This is a genomic window from Paraburkholderia lycopersici (genome assembly GCF_900096975.1).
Taxonomy (GTDB): Bacteria; Pseudomonadota; Gammaproteobacteria; order Burkholderiales; family Burkholderiaceae; genus Paraburkholderia; species Paraburkholderia lycopersici.
The window spans coordinates 1-19730 of sequence record NZ_FMYQ01000003.1 but is presented as its reverse complement, the minus strand read 5'-3'; the positions used below and the strand labels follow the sequence as shown (position 1 = coordinate 19730).

General features: G+C 66.0%; 25 protein-coding genes. 14 read left to right on the top strand and 11 right to left on the bottom strand.

Annotated elements, in window-relative coordinates; translation table 11 throughout:
* Positions 1-20: 20 nt before the first annotated feature.
* From BLU17_RS04585 to BLU17_RS04575, 3 genes are all read right to left on the bottom strand, one after another.
* Positions 21-608 carry a BPSL1445 family SYLF domain-containing lipoprotein gene (locus BLU17_RS04585; RefSeq protein ID WP_091995187.1) on the bottom strand — a complete coding sequence of 196 codons (588 nt, stop codon included), beginning with the start codon at positions 606-608 and terminating at the stop codon, positions 21-23.
* Positions 609-737: 129 nt separating this feature from the next.
* Entirely contained in the window at positions 738-1181 is a 444-nt protein-coding gene (locus BLU17_RS04580; RefSeq protein ID WP_091995184.1) for a hypothetical protein, read from the bottom strand.
* 264 nt (positions 1182-1445) lie between these two features.
* Entirely contained in the window at positions 1446-1757 is a 312-nt protein-coding gene (locus BLU17_RS04575; RefSeq protein ID WP_091995181.1) for a PsiF family protein, read from the bottom strand.
* Between the two features lie 195 nt (positions 1758-1952).
* Here BLU17_RS04575 and BLU17_RS04570 point away from each other — a divergent pair, with 195 nt between their 5' ends.
* The gene (locus BLU17_RS04570) at positions 1953-2249 is read left to right on the top strand and encodes a YciI-like protein (protein WP_091995755.1); all 297 of its coding nucleotides are present in this window, start codon (positions 1953-1955) and stop codon (positions 2247-2249) included.
* Between the two features lie 775 nt (positions 2250-3024).
* Positions 3025-3246 carry a hypothetical protein gene (locus tag BLU17_RS04560; RefSeq protein WP_091995179.1) on the top strand — a complete coding sequence of 74 codons (222 nt, stop codon included), beginning with the start codon at positions 3025-3027 and terminating at the stop codon, positions 3244-3246.
* A 17-nt stretch (positions 3247-3263) separates the two neighbouring features.
* On the opposite strand, the gene BLU17_RS04555 is transcribed toward BLU17_RS04560, so the two are convergent.
* The gene (locus tag BLU17_RS04555) at positions 3264-4121 is read right to left on the bottom strand and encodes a LysR substrate-binding domain-containing protein (protein WP_091995176.1); all 858 of its coding nucleotides are present in this window, start codon (positions 4119-4121) and stop codon (positions 3264-3266) included.
* Positions 4122-4246: 125 nt separating this feature from the next.
* Between BLU17_RS04555 and BLU17_RS04550 the strand changes: the two genes are divergently transcribed.
* The 3 genes from BLU17_RS04550 (at position 4247) to BLU17_RS04540 (ending at position 6697) form a co-directional block, all read left to right on the top strand.
* Complete coding sequence (locus tag BLU17_RS04550) at positions 4247-5407, top strand: 2-aminoethylphosphonate--pyruvate transaminase (protein ID WP_091995172.1); 1161 nt, start codon at positions 4247-4249, stop codon at positions 5405-5407.
* Between the two features lie 55 nt (positions 5408-5462).
* Positions 5463-6266 (top strand): phosphonoacetaldehyde hydrolase, encoded by an 804-nt coding sequence (gene phnX, locus BLU17_RS04545; protein WP_091995753.1) that lies wholly within the window; start codon positions 5463-5465, stop codon positions 6264-6266.
* Between the two features lie 113 nt (positions 6267-6379).
* Positions 6380-6697 (top strand): YnfA family protein, encoded by a 318-nt coding sequence (locus BLU17_RS04540; RefSeq protein ID WP_091995169.1) that lies wholly within the window; start codon positions 6380-6382, stop codon positions 6695-6697.
* 15 nt (positions 6698-6712) lie between these two features.
* On the opposite strand, the gene BLU17_RS04535 is transcribed toward BLU17_RS04540, so the two are convergent.
* Entirely contained in the window at positions 6713-7168 is a 456-nt protein-coding gene (locus BLU17_RS04535; protein ID WP_091995166.1) for a thioesterase family protein, read from the bottom strand.
* A 218-nt stretch (positions 7169-7386) separates the two neighbouring features.
* On the bottom strand, positions 7387-7560 hold the full coding sequence (locus BLU17_RS33020) for a hypothetical protein (RefSeq protein ID WP_176928920.1): 174 nt from the start codon (positions 7558-7560) through the stop codon (positions 7387-7389).
* A 253-nt stretch (positions 7561-7813) separates the two neighbouring features.
* Here BLU17_RS33020 and BLU17_RS04530 point away from each other — a divergent pair, with 253 nt between their 5' ends.
* The 5 genes from BLU17_RS04530 to BLU17_RS04510 all read left to right on the top strand — a co-directional run bounded on the left by BLU17_RS04530 (position 7814) and on the right by BLU17_RS04510 (position 10493).
* Positions 7814-8074, top strand: a complete 261-nt coding sequence (locus tag BLU17_RS04530) for a hypothetical protein (RefSeq protein WP_143189182.1) — start codon at positions 7814-7816, stop codon at positions 8072-8074.
* Positions 8071-8649, top strand: a complete 579-nt coding sequence (locus BLU17_RS04525; RefSeq protein ID WP_245746725.1) for a cupin — start codon at positions 8071-8073, stop codon at positions 8647-8649. The genes BLU17_RS04530 and BLU17_RS04525 overlap by 4 nt, the downstream gene beginning before the upstream one ends.
* Positions 8650-8753: 104 nt before the next feature.
* Positions 8754-9185 (top strand): PRC-barrel domain-containing protein, encoded by a 432-nt coding sequence (locus BLU17_RS04520; RefSeq protein WP_091995159.1) that lies wholly within the window; start codon positions 8754-8756, stop codon positions 9183-9185.
* A gap of 137 nt (positions 9186-9322) precedes the next feature.
* Positions 9323-10144 (top strand): polyphosphate kinase 2, encoded by an 822-nt coding sequence (gene ppk2, locus BLU17_RS04515; RefSeq protein WP_091995157.1) that lies wholly within the window; start codon positions 9323-9325, stop codon positions 10142-10144.
* A gap of 94 nt (positions 10145-10238) precedes the next feature.
* The gene (locus BLU17_RS04510) at positions 10239-10493 is read left to right on the top strand and encodes a hypothetical protein (protein WP_091995154.1); all 255 of its coding nucleotides are present in this window, start codon (positions 10239-10241) and stop codon (positions 10491-10493) included.
* Between the two features lie 66 nt (positions 10494-10559).
* On the opposite strand, the gene arcC is transcribed toward BLU17_RS04510, so the two are convergent.
* The 4 genes from arcC to arcD form a co-directional block, all read right to left on the bottom strand.
* On the bottom strand, positions 10560-11495 hold the full coding sequence (gene arcC / locus BLU17_RS04505; RefSeq protein WP_091995151.1) for a carbamate kinase: 936 nt from the start codon (positions 11493-11495) through the stop codon (positions 10560-10562).
* Between the two features lie 105 nt (positions 11496-11600).
* Positions 11601-12611, bottom strand: coding sequence for an ornithine carbamoyltransferase (locus BLU17_RS04500; RefSeq protein ID WP_091995148.1), 1011 nt, complete (start codon positions 12609-12611; stop codon positions 11601-11603).
* A gap of 75 nt (positions 12612-12686) precedes the next feature.
* Positions 12687-13940 carry an arginine deiminase gene (gene arcA, locus BLU17_RS04495; protein WP_425434062.1) on the bottom strand — a complete coding sequence of 418 codons (1254 nt, stop codon included), beginning with the start codon at positions 13938-13940 and terminating at the stop codon, positions 12687-12689.
* A gap of 13 nt (positions 13941-13953) precedes the next feature.
* Positions 13954-15435, bottom strand: coding sequence for an arginine-ornithine antiporter (gene arcD, locus BLU17_RS04490; RefSeq protein ID WP_091995145.1), 1482 nt, complete (start codon positions 15433-15435; stop codon positions 13954-13956).
* Positions 15436-15746: 311 nt separating this feature from the next.
* Here arcD and BLU17_RS33015 point away from each other — a divergent pair, with 311 nt between their 5' ends.
* A complete protein-coding gene (locus BLU17_RS33015; RefSeq protein WP_176928918.1) occupies positions 15747-15902 on the top strand; it encodes a hypothetical protein in 156 nt (51 codons plus the stop codon).
* Positions 15903-16119: 217 nt separating this feature from the next.
* Here BLU17_RS33015 and BLU17_RS04485 read toward each other — a convergent pair whose 3' ends face one another.
* Positions 16120-16347, bottom strand: a complete 228-nt coding sequence (locus BLU17_RS04485; RefSeq protein ID WP_091995142.1) for a hypothetical protein — start codon at positions 16345-16347, stop codon at positions 16120-16122.
* A 171-nt stretch (positions 16348-16518) separates the two neighbouring features.
* Here BLU17_RS04485 and BLU17_RS04480 point away from each other — a divergent pair, with 171 nt between their 5' ends.
* The 3 genes from BLU17_RS04480 to BLU17_RS32200 all read left to right on the top strand — a co-directional run.
* The gene (locus BLU17_RS04480; RefSeq protein ID WP_091995138.1) at positions 16519-17523 is read left to right on the top strand and encodes an AraC family transcriptional regulator; all 1005 of its coding nucleotides are present in this window, start codon (positions 16519-16521) and stop codon (positions 17521-17523) included.
* A 225-nt stretch (positions 17524-17748) separates the two neighbouring features.
* Complete coding sequence (locus tag BLU17_RS04475) at positions 17749-19539, top strand: acyl-CoA dehydrogenase (protein WP_091995131.1); 1791 nt, start codon at positions 17749-17751, stop codon at positions 19537-19539.
* 42 nt (positions 19540-19581) lie between these two features.
* Positions 19582-19730, top strand: a 149-nt coding sequence (locus tag BLU17_RS32200; RefSeq protein ID WP_143189181.1) for an FAD-dependent oxidoreductase, incomplete at its 3' end; no start/stop codon positions are given.

The window sequence follows — 19730 nt, the reverse complement described above, 5'->3', positions numbered from 1 at the left end:
CGGACGCGAGGCACACGTCGTCAGAGTTCGAGCTTCGTGATCTTCGTGCCGCTGAGCGAGAGGTCGCCGATCAGGCCGCTGTTGGTGAGCACGAAGACTTCCACGGGCTTGGTGGCCGTGGTGGTGTCGATCGTGCCGTTCGCGCCGACTTTCACGAGCGCGACCGAGGCGTCGCCGCCCGCGGACCAGCCGTTCGAGTTGCGGAATTTGGTCAGGGCGTCTTCCGTCATGAAGAGATAGATGACGGATTTCGACTGCACGCCGAGCGTCGCGCCCACCGAGGCGGAAGTCGTGCTGAAGAAGCCAACCGTCGCGCCGCCCACGCGCAGTGCGCCGTCGCCGTGCTCGCCGCCCACGCCGATGCCTGCCTGGATAACGCGCGGGAACACCAGGATGCCGCGCGCCTTGCCGACCAGTTCGCGCGAACCCGGCACGGTTTGGTAGAGGCGCGACAGCGTGGCGTCGACATCGGCGTCGATCGACTGCGCGCGCGAGGCGTTCGAGGCGGCGTTGGGCGGTTGGCTACCGGTGGTCGTACAGCCTGAGAGCGCCGCGATGCCGAACGCGATCGTGGCAGAAGCCTTCAAAATGAAACGAGATGCAGTCATTTTGTTCTCCGTCTTGGTTGCCGGACGCCGCAATTCGGCGGCGTGCGTCGGTTATAACACGGAGGTTTGAACCCGCACCTTGAGGTTGCGCAGCGCAGTCGCTGCGCGCGAGGACGTGCGGCAAAACGGCTAGCGTTCGGGCACCGGCTTGGCCGTGGGCCGGCGCAATACGCGCCGCAGGCCGCCGATCAGCATGCCGATCCCCAGCAGTCCCGCCGCCGGCACGATCCAGTAGCCGACGAAGGCGTGCCACAAATAGCTTGCGAGCGTCGCGCGCCGCACCGCGTATTCGGTGCGTGCCTCCTGCTGCCGTTGCGCGTTCGACGCGAGCACGTCAGCGGGGCAACCGGCTGCGCGTGCCGCTTCGGGCGTGCCGTGGCAGCGCAGCGCGGCCCCCGCAGCGCTCCCGGCGTCGGTGAAGACCCACGTGGTCAGCGCGCGCTGCAGGTCCGCGCGGTTATACGCCATTTCGTCCTGGATCTCGCGCACCACGACGATCATCACCGGCACGAGCCAGAAGACGATCACCATCAGCCAGCGGCGAAACCAGCGATTCTTGTGTCTCCATGCCATCTGCGCCTCCGTTCGATGCCATTGGCATCAACGTCAAGGCAGCGGCCCGATGGCTTGTAGGTGATTTCGTAGGAAGGGGGCCGCCGCTGCAGCCATCATAGGAGAAAAACGGTGCGGACGAGTGCCGGAGACTACGCGGTTCTGCAATGATTCGTACACCGGAGCTGCGATCCGGGCGGCAAATGAGCCGCCGTTGCGGCGCAAAAAAAACGCGCCGCGGCAGATGCCGCGGCGCGCCGATGCTACTGATGCCTGGGCGTGCCGTTAGCTCTTCGTCGAGAGGCACTGCTTCATGAAGGCCTTGCGGTCGTCGCCTTTCTTGTCGCTGGCCTGGGTGTTGCACGCCTTCATCCGTTCCTGCTGGGTCATCGCCGGCGCGGGGGCGCCAGCGGCCGAGAGACACTGCTTCATGAATGCCTTGCGCTCATCGCCTTTTTTGTCGCCGGCCTGGGCGTTGCACGTCTTCATCTTGTTTTGCTGGCTGTTCGGCGCAGCCGGCGCGGCGGTCTGCGCGAAAACCGGCGCGGCCAGCGCGCCGCCCAGTACGACTGCAGCAATGACGGATTGCATTTTCATCGTTCACTCCCATGGATTTGGACGTTGTCGCCGGCCGGACCGTGAATGGCTGGTGCGCCTTTGCGCGGCCATCATTATGGCAAAGCCGCCATTAAAACGACGCGGCTGTGCGTTCGGTTGACGCGCGCGCTGCTGCACAATGTTCGCTATCGGCCGCCAGGAGTCCGGAGCGGCCGCAACAGTATGGAGAACGCCATGCATTACCTGTTGATGTACGAACTCGCCGAAGACTACCTCGAACGCCGGCCCGAGCACCGCAGCGCGCATCTGGCGCTCGCATGGGCCGCGGCGGAGCGTGGCGAACTGCTGCTCGCGGGCGCGATCGCCGATCCCGTCGACAACGCGCTGCTGTTGTTCCAGAGCGACACCCCGGCCGCCGCCGAAGCGTTCGCGCGCGCCGATCCGTATGTGCGTTCGGGGCTCGTGAAGCGCTGGCGCGTGCGGCCGTGGCAAACCGTGGTGGGCGAGCGGGCTTCGAATCCGGTGCGGTAAGCGCGAGCGCGCACGGCATGGACGGCTGGGCCGCGGCTCGCGCGGATGTGCTGCCGTTCGTGTCGTCAGGTGCGGCCTGGCGACCAGGTCGCGCACCGTCTCGTCGCTGACCTGGTCGAAGTCGAGATAGAACGGGCGGACGCCATGGAACGCCTCCGGCGTGCGCACGCAGACCAACTCGTCCACGGCGCCGCCCAGCCGCTCCTGCGAGCCTGCGGGCGCCACCGGGAGCGCCGCGACGGTGCGCGCGGGGACCGGGCGTCGCGGGCGTGCTGTCCACGTATTGCGCGCCGTTCGACGACAGCGCGCCCATGGCGAGTTCAGCCTGCCAGCGCAGACCGAGCTCGCACACGGGCAATACGTCGAGTGGAATCCGCATCGGTGCAACTTCGAAGCTCACCGGCTCGCCGCCGCGCGCAGGCGCGAGCACGATGACGGCGCGTCTGCCGGCATAGGCCGTGAGCCGGGCGGCGAGCAGCCGGCCCACCTCGCGGCGGTCGGTAAAAGGGCGTTCCATGAGGAGGGCATCCCATGCGGCTCAGGCAGAACCGAGGCGGAACGATGTGCCCAGTTTGCCGCGGCGCCGTATGCCGGCGTGAAAAGCGGGCACGCAAATTCGTGCGGTGCCGGGAGAGCCCGTGTGCCAACCGCGCATGCCATCCTCAGCGCGATTCATCGGCGGGCGGCACTCATTTGCATACGCGGATTTCTCGTTTGGCGCGGCCGGGCCGCCTCGTTAGGATGAAGCCGATCCCGCCACCGACGAGTTCCCGCCATGTCCGACTCCGTTTCCTTCAAGCCGCGCGTCGTCGAACCGGTCGTGCCCGATGCCCCCGACGGGCTCGGGCTCGCCATCGAGCTGTGGCTTGCGCGCCCGGTCGATGGCATTGCGGGGCGAGCGTTGCGCATCCATCTACGCCATGGCGCGCGCATGGACCAGGCCGAGGCCCTGCGCGATCTGCTTCATGCCGTCGGCACGGAGATCGTTGTGTCGTGAGGTTCGCAGCGCGGCGCTCACTCGAGGAGCGTCGCAAAGAGCGCATCGAGCAGATTCGACGATGACGTGTCGGCGAGCCGTGTGAGCGATTCGATCATGCGCACCTGGCAGTCCACGAGCGGCAGCATGCGGATGCGCCGCGACTCGCCGAATTCCGCGTGCGCGATCACGCCTACGCCCACGCCCTGCGCAATGGCCGTCTGCAGCGCCTCGCGGCCGTCGACGTAGAGTACGGGCTGCACCTGCAGCCCTTTGCGCACGAGCTCGGCTTCGAGCAGTTGTTGCGTGACCGAGTGCGTTTCGCGAAACACCATCGGTTCGCGCACCAGTTCCTCGTAGGTCATGCGCCGCTTTTTCGCGGCAGGACTGTCGGCGGGGACGACCGCGACCAGCGGTTCCTCGCGCAGCACGCGCGCCTGCAGCCGGCTGTGCACCTGACGCGCGGCGGTAATCGCCGCGTCTGCCTCGCTGGCCAGCACGCGGCGCATGCATTCGGTCGCGTTCGCGATCGCTAGCTTGACCACCACGCCCGGATAGCGCCGCCTGAACGCGCCGATCAGCTTGATGGCGAGGTCGGGCGCGTCGGCGGCGAGTGCGAGTTCGCCCGATTCGAGCGCGCCCGCCGCCTCCAGCAAGCGCCGTGCGTCGCGCTCGCAACCCACCATCTGGCGCGTGACGGCAAAGAGCCGCCGCCCCAGCTCGGTGAGTTCCACGCCGCGCGGCGCGCGTTCGAAAAGCTTGACCCCGAAATCCTGCTCGAGCCGTCGCACGTGGTCGGACACCGCCGGCTGCGTGAGCGAGAGCGCCTGCGCGGCGCGCGAGAATCCGCCGTGTTCGGCGACCGCATGAAAGGCCCGCAACTGCGCGTATTGCATGCCGGTGCGCTCCAAAAATCAAAATAAGTTTCACTGATACCAACATCGATTATATCGATTTTACCGATGGGAAGGGCTGCGCTAACGTGTCGGCATCCAATGTCCTGACGCCCACCGGAGCCCGCATGATTACCCCCGCCGATCCGTACCTTCTGACCCCCGGACCGCTTACCACGGCGGCCTCGACCAAGGCCGCGATGCAGCGCGACTGGGGTTCGTGGGACGCCGATTTCCGCGCCATGACGGCGCAACTGCGCGCGGCGCTGCTCGAAATCGCCGGAAACGAGCGCGGCGAATACGACTGCGTGCCGCTGCAGGGCAGCGGCAGTTACTGCGTGGAAGCCATGCTGGGCAGCTTCGTGCCGCGCGACGGCCATGCGCTCGTGCTCGCCAACGGCGCGTACGGCAAACGCATCGCCACGACGCTGCGCTACCTGGGCCGCGAGCATACGGTGCACGACACCGGCGACTATCTGCCGCCGCGCGCCGCCGACGTCGAGCGCCTGCTCGTCGCCAATCCGCGCATCACGCATGTGGTCGCGGTCCATTGCGAAACGAGCTCGGGCATCCTGAATCCGATCGAGGAAATCGCGGCCGTGACCGCGCGCCAGGGCCGTCGCCTGTTGATCGACTCGATGAGCGCGTTCGGCGCGGTGCCGCTCGACGTGCGCACGCTGCCGTGCGATGCGTTCGTCTCGTCGGCGAACAAGTGCATCGAGGGCGTGCCGGGCTTCGGCTTCGTGATTGCGAAGAAGGACGTGCTGCGCGATGCAAAGGGCGTGAGCCACTCGCTCGCGCTCGACCTGCACGACCAGTGGGACGTCATGAACCGCACCGGACAGTGGCGCTTCACGCCGCCCACGCACGCGGTGGCGGCGTTCATCGAGGCGCTGCGCCTGCATGCGCTCGAAGGCGGCCAGCCCGGGCGGCTCGCGCGCTATGCGCGCAATCGCGACGTGCTCGTCGAGGGCATGCGCGGCCTCGGCTTCGAGCCGCTGCTCACGCAGGGCTGGCGCTCGCCCATCATCGTCACGTTCTTCTCGCCGGCCGATCCGGCGTTCGACTTCGCGTACTTCTACGAGCGGATGAAGGCGCAGGGTTTCGTCATCTATCCGGGCAAGCTGACGAGCGTGGAAAGCTTCCGCATTGGCTGCATCGGCGCGCTCGACGAAGCCGTCATGCGCCGCGTCGTCGCGGCTTGCGGTGCGGCGCTGCGCACGCTCGGCGTGGCGAGCGCCGCGCCCGCAACGGCCGATCTCGGCGCGCGCGAGGCGCTCGCGGCCTGATTCGCGCACAACGTCACGACCTCACTCCATCGATTCTTTTAGCGGGATGCATGCAATGAAACACGTCAAGGCAGTGATTTTCGACTGGGCCGGCACCGTGGTCGACTACGGCTCGCGCGCGCCGATGGGCGCCTTCGTCGAGACCTTCGAGGAATTCGGCGTGCCGGTTACGATCGACGAGGCGCGCGGGCCGATGGGCATGGCCAAGCGCCCGCATATCGCGGCGCTGCTCGCGCTGCCGCGCGTCGCGGCGGCGTGGGAGGCGCGCTATGGCCACGCGCCGGGCGAGGCCGACATCGACGCCGTATATGACGTCTTCGTGCCGAAGAACGTCGCCGTGGCCGCGCAGTACAGCCACGTGATTCCGGGCGTGGCGGCCGTGACGGCCGCGCTGCGCGCCGACGGCGTGCGCATCGGCTCGACCACGGGCTACACGCGGGAGATCATCGATCAGATCGTGCCGGGCGCGGCGGCCCAGGGCTTCGAGGCGGACAGCATCGTCTGCACCGGCGACACGCCCGAAGGCCGGCCTTCGCCTTACATGATCTATCGCACGCTGCCGCAGCTCGGCGTGTGGCTCGCGCGCGACGCCATCAAGGTCGACGACACCGAAGTCGGCATCGAGGAGGGCATCAACGGCGGGACGTGGACGGTGGGCGTGGCGGTGAGCGGCAACGCGTTCGGCCTGACCGAGGACGAAGTCCACGCGCTCGCGCCCGACGAGTTCGCACGCCGCCGCGCCGCGGCGGTGGAGCGTCTGCGCGCGGCGGGCGCGCACTACGTGATCGACAGCGTCGCGGACCTGCTGCCCGTGGTGAGCGAGATCGAGACGCGGCTCGCGCGCGGCGAGCGGCCCTGAGCCAGGCTGGCTCAGGCGGTTTGAATCGACGGACGCGGCGTCGGCGGGGATCGCGCCGTCTGCCGCGCCGTCTGCGTTACCATGGGCGCCCCTGCCGCCTGGCTTCGCCGCCCATGAAGACGTTCCTGCTTTTCGTCGTGACCGCGTTCGCCGAGATCGTCGGCTGCTACCTGCCTTACCGCTGGCTGCGCGAAGGCGCGAGCGCGTGGCTCCTCGTACCCGCCGCGGCTTCGCTTGCGCTTTTTGCGTGGCTGCTCACGCTTCACCCCACCGCCGCCGGGCGCACTTACGCGGCCTATGGCGGCGTTTATGTCTGCGTTGCCATCCTGTGGCTGTGGGCTGTCGAGGCGATCCGGCCGAGCCCGTGGGACTGGGCGGGCATCGCCTTCACGCTGGCCGGCATGGCGCTCATCATGTTCCAGCCGCGCTGAAGCGGCTGGCGCGCCTCAGCCGTTCGCCTGGCCGACCGTATTGACCCGGGGAAACTTGTCGCGGAACGCCTGCGGCATCGGCACGACCTTTTTTGCTTCGTAGTCGAAAAACACGAAGCCGGATTTCGCCATGGCGATGAGCGCGCCGTCGGCGGGCCGCGTAATGCGGAAGATGATGTCGCCGCCGTACCTGTTGAAATCCATGATGCCGACTTCGAAGCACAGCGCGTCGCGCGCGTAGGCTTCGGCGCGATAGGTGGTGGCGAGGTCGGTCACGATGATGCTCGTGTGCGCGTCCTTCATGTCCTCGATGCCGGCGTCGAACAGAAAACGCGCACGCGCCTCGGAAATCATCGAAATCATCGAGTCGTTGGCGAGGTGATTGGCCGCGTTGATGTCGGTGACGCGCACCGTGAGATGGGTCGAGTAGTAGAACTGGTCTTCGGGGAACTGGAGGTGGATGCGGGCCATGGTGCGATGCGCGAGGGTGGGGAAGGGCGGCGCCGGGCCTCGTGCGGCCGGCCTCGAGCGCGTGGCGATTGTAACGGGTCGCGCACCGGCTCGATGGCGAGCCGGGCAGGGCCGCGCGGCACTGTCGGCCTCCCCCGCTTTGCGCATCTTGCCGGGCAGGCCGACGCGGGCAGATTGCGGCAGGCAATGGGGCTCGACGTGGGGCTCGACGCGCCGCGCTAGCCCAGACGCTCCGGGGGCGCTTCGGGCGGCGGGTCGCCCTCGGGCACCGGCGGCGGCTCGGTGTCCGGCACGGGCGGCGGCGGGCGATGGGGATCGTCGGGTTCCTGCGTTGGCAGATGCGCCTCGGGTCCGAGAAAACCGCGTATGGCAAACAGGCGATACGAAAGCATGGATATCTCCAGGATGCGCGAAGCGTGCCGCGCGAATCCGTACGGAAATAACGCGCGCAAAACGCATGCCGGACAGCGCCCGGCATCCGTCTCCTCCGTGAGCGAGGCTTTGGGGCGCAAACGGATTTTCCCTGCGTGGCCGCGCACCAGACGGCCACGCTCGACAGCCCGGTACGCAGGTTGCTGCGCGAAGTGCGTGTACCTCGCGGGACGACAACCGATGAATCCTCACATCTCATTGACGAAGGCTTTCGTGGCCACTGCGCTGGCATTCGCCGGTGTGGCGCAGGTGCAGGCGCAGGACAACACTGGCGCGGATCGTCCCACGACCGCGCCCGCCACGGAGTCGAGCGGCGCCAAGGCCAACGGCGTGTACCCGGCACCGACCCAGGGTGTCGAGCAGGGCGTGCCCGCGAGCAAAAGCGCGCATGCCACGCGCACGACGCAGGCTTCCAGGCACAAACCGCATCGCGCCGAAAATCCGGCGAACGGCGGCAATGCAAAGGGGCAATGACAATGCACGACAATCGCGCCTTCCATTTTCCGCGCAATGCCGGCCAGCGCCGCATCGCCCAGCGCGAAAGCGGCGTCGAGGCGTTTCATCTGGCCCCGCACGGCTGGGTGCCGAACAACGCACGCCTGCCGGTCATCGTATATCGGCAAGCTTTGGCGCCGGGCTCCGAGGATCTCGCGCACGCATTCAAGGAACGCTTCGAGGCGAACGGCTGGCCTGTGCAGTGGCTCGACGGCGTATTCGACTATCACCACTTCCATTCCACGGCGCACGAAGTGCTGGGCGTGTTCGCGGGCACGGCGGAGTTGATTCTCGGCGGACCGGGTGGGCGCGTACTGAGTGTGCATGCCGGCGACGCGTTGCTGCTACCCGCCGGCACCGGGCATTGTCTGTTTTCGCTGGCGGAGGGCTTTCGCGTGGCGGGCGGCTATCCGCGCGGGCAGCAATGGGACATCCGGCGCGATGCGCTCGCGCCGGCCGAATTGCGCGCCATGCAGGCACTGCCGTTTCCCGCGTGCGATCCCCTCTATGGCGGGCAAGGGCCGCTGATCGATCACTGGCTCGCCCAGGTATGAACGCGTTCGGGCGCCCATGACTGCGCCCGAACGATTGCCGCACCGGGCACAGCGCTTGCATTCGCGCGGTATTCACCGCGAATTCGCATGAGGGAGGGGACACCATGACGACACGATCGAATCGCCCGCGGAACCTTCGTGACATCGCCTTGCGTCGTGCCTGCGCGCTCGCCGTGACGCTCGGTTGCGCGGCGGGCGTCGCCACGTCCGCTCATGCGCAGGGCGCACCGCAATCTATCGCCGTGCAGCGCATGGCGACGGTGCAGTCCGGGACCGGCTTTCGCGCTTCGAAGCTCGTAGGCTCCGATGTGTACGACAACAGCGGCAGCAAGATCGGCGCGATCGACGACATCGTGCTCGAGTCGCCCGACGAGGGCGCTTTCGCCATCCTCTCGGTGGGCGGATTCCTTGGCATGGGCAAGCATTTCGTGGCTGTGCCGTTCAACGACCTGCGCATTACGAGCCGGCAGATCGTGCTGCAGGCTGACAAGGCGCAACTGAAGGCCATGCCCGAATTCAACTACGCGCACGACTAGCGGTTGCGCGCGGGAATTCGCCGGTTCGAAGTCCGGGTGTTGGGTTCCTCAGTCCAAAGTCCTATTGCGCGCGTCCCGTCCGCGCACCATAGTGAGGAGATGCCTCGTGGGAGGCTCCATCGGCGGGGAGCGCATCAATGGCGAAGAGAGAGGAACAGACGGCGGATCGCACGGCAGAGCCGGGCCAGAAACTCGGCGAAAAAGCCTACCAGAAGGAACTCGCGCGCTTGCATGGCGAACTCGTTCACTTGCAGGAGTGGGTCGTCAAAAAGCGCCTCAGGGTGTGCATCCTGTTCGAGGGACGCGACGGCGCAGGCAAGGGCGGCACGATCAAGGCGCTCACCGAACGCGTGAGCCCCCGCGTGTTTCGCGTGTTCGCGCTGCCCGCGCCCACGGAGCGCGAGAAGTCCCAGATGTACTTTCAGCGATATCTCCCGCTGCTGCCCGCTGCCGGGGAAATCGTCGTGTTCGACCGTAGCTGGTACAACCGCGCGGGGGTCGAGCGCGTCATGGGCTTTTGCACGCAGGAGCAAGCCACGGAGTTTCTGCGCGGCGTGCCGCTCATCGAGCGCGCCATCATCGACTCGGGCACGATCCTCATCAAGTTCTGGCTCGAGGTGAGCCAGAAAGAACAGACCCGGCGTCTCGAGGGGCGTATCAACGATCCGCGCAAGGTATGGAAGCTTTCGTCCATGGACCTCGAATCGTATCGGCGCTGGTACGACTATTCGCGCGCGCGAGACGAGATGTTCGACATGACCGACACGCCGGAATCGCCATGGTTCGTCGTCCGGTCCGATGACAAGAAACGGGCGCGGCTGAACGTCATCAGCCATTTGCTGAACACCATCGCATACGCACCGCTGCCGCGCGAGAAGATCGCGTTGCCCACCCGCCAGAAGGCACAAGGCTATCAGGACCCGGACTACCCCTACCGCTACGTGACGGAAAAATTCTGATCGTCGGGGCCCGGCTCACCGTCCGGCTCGGCGTCCCGTCATGCCGGACCAATCCACACTATCATCACGATTGAACGCTCACGAGGGGTAGACCATGGCCGATCTGCTGCTGGGAAATATCGACGAACATGTTACGGACGCCGAAATCAACGCGTTTCTGGAGCGATACGGCTTTCCGCCGTTCGACGCCATCCAGCGTATCGAGGGGGCGGGCCGGCCGGCCGCGCTGCTCACCTTCCACACGGCGAGCGAGGAGGGATTGCGCAAGCTGCAAGGCCGCATCCATAACCTGTTCTGGCGGGAACACACCGTCAGCGCGCAGGTCATGCCGCCGGCGCGCGAGGAGTGAGCGGCGGCAGGACGCATACCGTTTCGCGTGCCGCGGCGCGCGTCCTGTGTTTTCGAACGGGAGCGATCAGGCTCGGTAGTCAATCAGCCCCGGCGTGGCAGTGCTCACGCGCGTGCCCGCCTTGCCCTGAGTGATCGCCACGATATCGGCCAACGCGCCAATCACGGCGTCCTTGCCTGTGTTGCGCGCGAATTCGGCGGCGGCCATCACCTTCGGCCCCATCGATCCGGCCGCAAAGCCGAGCTTTTCCAGTTCGTCGGGATGGGCGCTCGCGATCGCCTTTTGCGTGGGCTTGTTCCAATCGATAAAGGCGGCGTTCACGTCGGTCGCGATGATGAGGAGATCGGCCTCCAGTTCCTGCGCGAGCAGGGCCGAGCAGAGATCCTTGTCGATCACCGCCTCCACGCCGCTCAGCTTGTGGTCCGCGCCATAGCGTGTCGGAATGCCGCCGCCGCCCGCGCAGATCACGATCGTGCCATGCTCCAGCAGCCATTTCACGGGACGGATCTCGAAGATGTGCTTCGGCCTCGGGCTCGCCACCACGCGGCGGAACTTGTCGCCGTCCGGGGCAATGCTCCAGCCGCGCCCGGCGGCCAGCATCTCCGCCTGCTCCTTCGTGTACACCGGGCCGATCGGCTTGCTCGGATGCTGGAATGCCGGATCGTTCGCGTCCACTTCGACCTGCGTGAGAATCGTCGCGAAGGGCACCTCGTAGGGCAGCAGGTTGCCGAGCTCCTGTTCGATCATGTAGCCGATCATGCCTTCGGTCTGCGCGCCGAGCACGTCGAGCGGGTAGCCGGGCACCGCCGTGTACGCTTCGCCTTGCAGCGCGAGCAACCCGACCTGCGGGCCGTTGCCATGCGCGATCACCAGTTCGTTGCCCGGCGCGATCTGCGAGATCTGGGTGGCCGCGAGACGCACGTTCTCGCGCTGGTTTTCGGCTGTCATCGGCTCGCCGCGACGCAGCAGCGCGTTGCCGCCAAGCGCAATCACGATTCGCATGATGCACTCCCATGGTTTGTGCGTGTCGTTGGAGCGGGGCGAGGCGGCGCGACCGGATTCGAAGCCCGGCAGCGCCGCGCTGGCGCCCCCATCTCGCCGCGTGGCTCAAATGTCGGCGAGCGTCGAAACGAGAATGGCCTTGATCGTATGCATGCGGTTTTCCGCCTGCTCGAACGCGAGGTTCAGCGGCGACTCGAACACTTCTTCGGTGACCTCGATGCCGCCCTTCAGCTCCGGATATTTGTCGGCGATCTGTTTGCCGATCACGGTCTCGCTGTTGTGGAAGGCGGGCAGGCAGTGCATGAAGCGCGTTTGCGCACTGCCGCTCGCCTTCATGAGCGCCATGTTCACCTGATAGGGCAGCAGCGCCTTGATGCGCTCGCCCCACGCTTCCATCGGCTCGCCCATCGAAACCCAGACGTCCGTGTGGACGAAATCCACGTCCTTGACTGCTTTCCTGGTGTCGTCGGTCAGCAGGATGCGCGCGCCGCTTTCCTCGGCGAACTGCTTGCATTGCGCCACGAGGTCGTCGTGCGGCCACAGCAATTTCGGCGCCGCGATGCGCACGTCCATGCCGAGCTTCGCGCCGACGAGCAGCAGCGAGTTGCCCATGTTGTTGCGGGCGTCGCCGAGATATGCGTAGCTGATCTGCGTGAGCGGCTTGTCCGAATGTTCGCGCATGGTGAGCACGTCGGCGAGCATCTGTGTCGGGTGGTATTCGTCGGTCAAGCCGTTGAACACGGGCACGCCCGCGAACTTCGCGAGCTCCTCGACGATGTCCTGCCTGAATCCGCGATATTCGATCGCGTCATACATGCGGCCGAGCACGCGCGCCGTGTCTTTCATGCTCTCCTTGTGGCCAATCTGCGAGGAGTTCGGATCGATATAGGTGACGTTCGCGCCCTGGTCATAGGCCGCGACCTCGAACGCGCAGCGCGTGCGCGTGGAAGTCTTCTCGAAGATCAGCGCGATGTTCACGCCCTTGAGGTGCTGCTGTTCGGTGCCCGTGTACTTGGCGCGCTTGAGGTCGCGCGAGAGGTCGAGCAGATAGCGCAGTTCCCGGGTACTGTGATGCACGAGGCTGAGCAGGCTGCGGTTGCGCAGATTGAAAGCCATGTCGGTTCTCCGTTGCGAAGGCAGTTGGAATGCGGGTGACGGGCGATAACGCACCGGTCGGGGCAACGCTCAGGACTACACGGCGTCGCGCACGATCGGGCACGTCATGCAGTGGCCGCCGCCGCGTCCGCGGCCCAGTTCGCTCGCCGTGATCGTGATGACTTCCACGCCGGCCTTGCGCAGCAGCGTATTCGTATAGGTGTTGCGGTCGTAGCCGATCACGACGCCGGGTTCGAGGCACACCACGTTGTTGCCGTCGTCCCACTGCTCGCGCTCGGCCGCGAATGCATTGCCGCCGGTCTCGACGATGCGCAGGCTCTTGATGCCCATCGCCTCGGCCACCACGTCCACGAAGGGCTTTTCCTCGCGGCGCAGGTCGAGCTTCGAGGGGCTCTTGTCGTCGGGGCGAATCGAGAACGGCACGATCTCGTTGACCACTTCGGGGAAGATCGTCACGAGGTCGCGGTCGCAGAAGCTGAACACCGTGTCGAGGTGCATGGCCGCGCGCGACTTGGGCAGCCCCGCGACGACGATGCGCTGGGCGCCGCCCTTGGCGAAGATGTTTTGCGCGAGACGCCCGATGGCCTGGCGGCTCGTGCGCTCGCCCATGCCGATGAGCGCCACGCCGTTGCCGATCGGCATCACGTCGCCGCCTTCGAGCGTGGCCGAACCATGGTCCTCGTCGGGATCGCCGTACCAGACGTGAAAGCCCTTGCCAGCGAATTGCGGATGATAGCGATAGATGGCCGTGGTGAGCAGCGTTTCCTGGCGGCGCGCCGGCCAGTACATCGGATTGAGCGAGACGCCGTTGTAGATCCAGCAGGTCGTGTCGCGCGTGAAGATCGTGTTGGGCAGCGGCGCGAGCACGAAGCTCGAATAGCCGAGATAGCGGCGGAACTCCTTGAGGATCTTGCTTTGTTCGGTATCCGGAATATCTTCGGCCACCACGCCGCCGATCAGGAATTCCGCGGTGCGGCGCGGCTCGAGCCCTTCGAGCCAGCTATGCACCTCGCCGGCGAGGGAGACGCCCACGGTTTCGGGGCGCACCTTGCGATCGAGGATGTACTTGAGCGCTTCCGGGTTCTGGATCGCTTCGGTCAGCAGATTGTGCATCTCGAGGACTTCCACGCCGCGCTCGCGCATCTTCGTCACGAAGTCGAAGTGGTCGCGCTTCGCCTGGCTGACCCAGATGACGTCGTCGAATAGCAGCTCGTCGCAATTGCTGGGCGTGAGCCGTTGGTGCGCGAGACCGGGCGAGCACACCATGACCTTGCGCAGCTTGCCCGCCTCGGAATTGACGCCGAAGGCGACAGTGTCCGTACTCATCATGAGACTCCTCGAATCAGAGGGTGAGAAAGCCCTTGTACAGGCCGAAAGCCGCCAGTAGCGCGCCAAGCAGCACCGCGGCGAAAACGAGCTTCTCGATGGGGGTGAAGACGGGCTGGCCGCTCTCGCGCTTTGCGCGCGCGAACAGCACGACGCCCGGCGCGTAGAGCAGCGCGGAGAGCAGCACGTATTTGAGCCCGCCGGCGTAGATGAGCCAGACCGCGTAGACCACGGCGATGGCCGCGATGACGAGGTCCTTGTTGCGCTCGCCGGGATTGCCCTCGTAGGTCTCGCCGCGCGCCGCGAGCAGCAGCGCGTAGGCGGCCGACCAGAAGTAGGGCAGCAGGATCATCGATGTCGCGAGATAGATGAGCGAGAGATAGGTGCCCTTCGAGAACAGCGTGATGACGAGGAATATCTGGACCATGCCGTTCGTGAGCCACAGCGCGTTGGCCGGCACGTGCCTCGCGTTTTCCTTGCGCAGGAAGTTTGGCATGGTGTGATCGCGCGCCGCCGAAAAGATGATTTCGGCGCACAGCAGGACCCACGAAAGCAGCGCGCCCGCGAGCGACACGACGAGCCCCACGCTGATCAGAATCGCACCCCAGTGGCCGACCACGTTTTCGAGCACGCCGGCCATCGAAGGATTCTGCAGGGTCGCGAGTCTGGGCTGCGTGAGCACGCCGAGCGACAGGACGTTCACGAGCACGAGCAGCAGCAGGACGCCCACGAAGCCGATGACCGTCGCCTTGCCCACGTCGCTGCGCTTTTCCGCGCGCGCCGAGAAGATGCTCGCGCCTTCTATGCCGATGAATACCCACACGGTCACGAGCATCATGTTGCGGACCTGGTTCGTCACGCTGCCGAGCTTCGGATTCAATTGCCCCCAGAAGTCGGTCATGAAGATGCCGGCGCGAAACGCGAATGCGCAGATGACGATGAAAACGCACAGCGGCACCATCTTCGCGATCGTCGTGATCAGGTTGACGAACGCGGCTTCCCTGATGCCGCGCAGCACGAGGAAGTGCAGCGCCCAGAGCAGCACCGAGGCGCAGATGATGGCGACGGGCGTGTTGCCTTCGCCGAAGATCGGGAAGAAGTAGCCGAGCGTACTGAAAAGGAGAACGAAGTAGCCGACGTTGCCGAGCCACGCGCTGATCCAGTAGCCCCATGCCGAGCCGAAACCCATATAGTCGCCGAAGCCGGCTTTGGCGAAAGCGTAGACGCCGCCGTCGAGCTCGGGCTTGCGCATGGCGAGCGTCTGGAACACGAATGCGAGCATGAGCATGCCGACCGCGGTAATCGCCCAGCCGATCAGCACGGCGCCTGCATCGGCGCTGACCGCCATGTTCTGCGGCAGCGAAAAGATGCCGCCGCCCACCATCGACCCCACGACGAGGGCCGTGAGGGCGCCTAGACGCAGCTTGCTGGCCGTAGCCGGCGTGGCGGCGCTGTCGGGCGAGGCAGCGGGGCGCGGCGTGGACGTCGAATCGGACATGGGGGTCTCCAATACGAGCCGGCTGGGTCGCAGATCTTGCGCCGCGCCAACCCGTCGGCTTGCGTGCACCTGCGTCGGCGGCGCGGATCTCGTGACGCGAGAGCGCAAACCCATGCCGCTACGCGCACAATCTGATAGGGGGCGCGCAATCTGACAATAAGACTTTGGTCCGATATGAAATAGCTGGCCGGCGGCGTCGAAACCGGCTAAAGCCATTGATGCATTGCATTTTTATGACTGACGTCGTGTGAATTGCCGATGCAAAAACAACTCATGGGAATTGGCGTAATGCATCGCGCAATGGAAAACCGATGATCCTCAATGCGTGTGCAATCGCGCTGCGGCGATGGGAGCCGCGCTGCGAAGCGCCGAAGCGCGTAGCGAATCGCGCCGTGCATCATGAATATCGCCATGCCGGAATGTTGCATCGCGCCATTATTCATGGCGGCAATGCCGTAACGAGTTGAGTCGGAGCGCGAGTATTTGCACCTGTCCAACTGAATCGCGAATTAAACGTCCTTCGCCCAAAACGACTTTCAATGCCGCCTCCTTTATCGAAAATTTGAAAATGATCGCGATGTGATGGAATTCGCCGCAACTGCGGGGCTTTCCGGAGGCGATGGCACCGGGAAACATTCCCACCGGTTTCCGTCGATTGTTTGGCGCGCGCACGCTCCGGCATCGTTAGCTCAGACGAAACCGCACTCGCCAGCACATCGAGATGAACGAACCCGTCCCCGCATCCAGCCCGGCCTGGGCACCGACACCGCCGGAGATCGAATCGGCCCGCGTCAACGGTTCATGAAGCGGCTTGGCGAGCCGCGCGGCAACGTGCTCGACGATGCCGCGATACCGCCAGCGCGCTGGTTTCCCGGTGTCGAGTTCCACTACGTCGAGCAGGCCCTGCGCCACGCGAACGCAGCCTGCCCCGCGCTCGTTTCGAGCAGCGAAAGCGGGCTGGCGCCATGGCGCGGCTCACGCGATGGCGAGACTTTGAGGGCAGGATGCGCGGTGTCGTTTTAGAATGGCGCGCAAGCCGGCATCAACGACCGGCCGTATCGAGCCGCCACCCGTCGTCAACGCATGCCATCGCCTAGCGCCACCGTCCCCATTTCGCTCGTCAACGGCTTTCTCGCCAGCGCCGACGCGCAGCCCGCCGTGATCCGCCGCTATCTCAACGAAGCGGGCATCGCGCTGGAGCTGCTCGCCAAGCCGGGCGGACGCGTCACGGAAGAACAGTTCTCCACGCTTTACCGAACGCTCGCCATCGAGCTCGACGACGAAATGCCCGGCGTCTTCACGCGGCCGTTGCGCAGCGGCACGCTCAAGTTTCTCTGCCTGAGTCTGCTCGATGCCCGCAACCTCGAGACGGCCCTGCATCGCTTCGACCAGTTCTTTCACATCGTGCTCGACGATTTCCGGCTCGAGTCGCGCCGCCAGGGGCTCGTGGCCCAAGTGGCATTGCGTGCCAATCCGGCATGCGGAGCAATCGGGCCGCTCGGCCAGGAGCTCACGCTCAAGCTTGCGCACGGCGTGTCCTCCTGGCTGATCGGGCAGCGCATTCCGTTGCTGCAAGTCGATTTCGCCTGCGCGCAGCCGCCGCATGCGCTCGACCACCGCTATTTCTTTTCGGGGCCGGTGCGTTTCGGCTGCGAGGCGACGCTGATGCGTTTCAGCGCCGCCTATCTCGACATGCCGATCAGGCAAAGCAAGCGCAACCTGCGCGCGTTTCTTGCTCGCTCGCCCGGCGACTGGATCTTCGAATCCTTCAGCGAGCAGCTCGTGAGCCACAACGTGCGCCAGTACCTGGCCGCGCAGTTGCCCGATCTGCCGACCATCGAGCAGACGGCGAAAAGCCTGCACTGCTCGGTGCGCACGCTCTGCCGGCGCCTCGCCGCGGAGGAAACCACGTTTCAGGTTCTCAAGGACGAACTGCGCCGCGACGTCGCGATCCAGCGCCTCACCGACACCCACGACACGATCGCGGCGATCGGCGGCGACCTGGGTTTCGACGATCCCAGCGCCTTTCATCGCGCGTTTCGCCACTGGACCGGCAGCACGCCGGGCACCTACCGGCGCCGCGGCTGAGCGCCGCACGGGGACCCCGGCGCGGGCGAACGGCGCGGGACCATCCTCGACGGGAGGCCGCGCCAGCCGACGATGTGGCCAGAATTGTCACCATGTGGGCCATTTTGGCCAGTCAGCGAGCCGCCATTTCGCGCTACGATGCACGCTGTATTGCCGCAACGTGGCCATATTTGCCCCTCTGGCCCGGCGGCGCATTCTTTCCCTCGTCTGACTGGAACACCGATCATGAGCTACAACGCCCCCGTCAAGGACATGCTGTTCGTGCTGAAAGAGCTGGCTGGCATCGACGCCGTCGCAACCCTGCCGGGTTTCGAGGACGCCGGCTTCGATACCGCGCAGGCGGTGCTCGACGAGTGCGCGAAGCTCTCCGGCGAAGTCATCGCGCCGCTGAACGTCGAAGGCGATCGCGCGCCGAGCAGCTGGCGCGACGGTGAAGTCACCGCTACGCCGGGCTTCCCGGAGGCGTTTCGCCAGTACGTGGAAGGCGGCTGGCAGGGCCTGCAGCATCCGTCCGAGTTCGGCGGCCAGGCGCTGCCCAAGCTGATCGCCACGCCTTGCATCGAAATGCTCAACGCGGCGAACCTTTCGTTCGCGCTGTGCCCGCTGCTCACCGACGGCGCCATCGAAGCGCTGCTCACGGCGGGCAGCGACGCGCTGAAGTCGCGCTACGTGCCCAAGCTCATCTCGGGCGAGTGGACCGGCACGATGAACCTCACCGAGCCGCAAGCCGGCTCCGACCTCGCGCTCGTGCGCTCGCGCGCCGAGCCGCAGGGCGATGGCACGTACAAGGTCTTCGGCACGAAGATCTTCATCACGTGGGGCGAGCACGACATGGCCGAAAACATCGTCCACCTCGTGCTGGCGCGCACGCCGAACGCGCCCGAAGGCGTGAAGGGCATCTCGCTCTTCGTCGTGCCGAAGTTCCTCGTGAACGACGACGGCTCGCTCGGCGCGCGCAACGACGTGCATTGCGTGTCGATCGAGCACAAGCTCGGCATCAAGGCGAGCCCGACGGCCGTGCTCCAGTACGGCGACAACGGCGGCGCGATCGGCTATCTCGTGGGCGAAGAAAATCGCGGCCTCGAATACATGTTCATCATGATGAACGCGGCGCGTTTCGGCGTGGGCATGCAGGGCGTCGGCGTGGCCGAGCGCGCCTATCAGAAGGCGGTCGCCTACGCGAAGGAGCGTGTGCAGAGCCGCCCCGTCGACGGCTCGCTCAAGCAGTCGGCCACCATCATCCATCACCCGGACGTGCGCCGCATGCTCGGCTCGATGCGCGCCATGACCGAGGGGGCCCGCGCGCTCGCCTACGTCGCGGCGGCCCACAGCGATACCGCGCACTACCACGCCGACGCCGACGTGCGGGCGCGGCATCTCGCGATCTATGAGTTTCTCGTGCCGATCGTGAAGGGCTGGAGCACCGAGATGGTCAACGAGGTGGCGAGCCTTGGCGTGCAGGTGCATGGCGGCATGGGTTTCATCGAGGAGACGGGCGCCGCGCAGTATTACCGCGACGCGCGCATTCTCGCTATCTACGAAGGCACCACGGCGATCCAGGCAAACGACCTGGTCGGGCGCAAGACGGTGCGTGACGGCGGCGCGGTCGCGAAGGCGCTGCTCGCGGAAATCGCCCAAACGGCAGAGGCGCTGGGCGCGGCGGGCGGCGCGGCGGCCGAATCGATGCGTGTGCAACTGGAGAAGGGCGCTCGCTCGTTCGCGAATGTCGTCGATTACGTGCTGGCGAACGTCAAGCGCGACCCGAATGCGGTGTTCGCGGGCAGCGTGCCGTATCTGAAGCTTGCGGGCATCGTGCTGTGCGGCTGGCAGATGGCGCGCGCCATGCTCGTCTCGCAACGCGAACTCGCCAACGATCCCGAGTTCCACGGCGCGAAAATCGCCATCGCGCAGTTCTACGCCGAGCACATCCTCGCGCAGGCCGGCGGCCTCGAGACGTCGATCGTGGCCGCGAAGGGCGACGCAAGCGTGCTCGCGCTGAGCGAAGTGCAGTTTTGACCGGGCGCGCACGGTGCTCAGTTGGTAAGCAAGGAAGAGGATATGTTGTCGAGTGATCTGATTGCGCAATACGGCCCACGCGAGTCGATGGAATATGACGTGGTGATCGTCGGCGGCGGCCCCGCCGGACTTTCCGCGGCGATCCGCCTGAAGCAGCAGGCCGCGGAAAAAGGCGTCGAAATCGGCGTCTG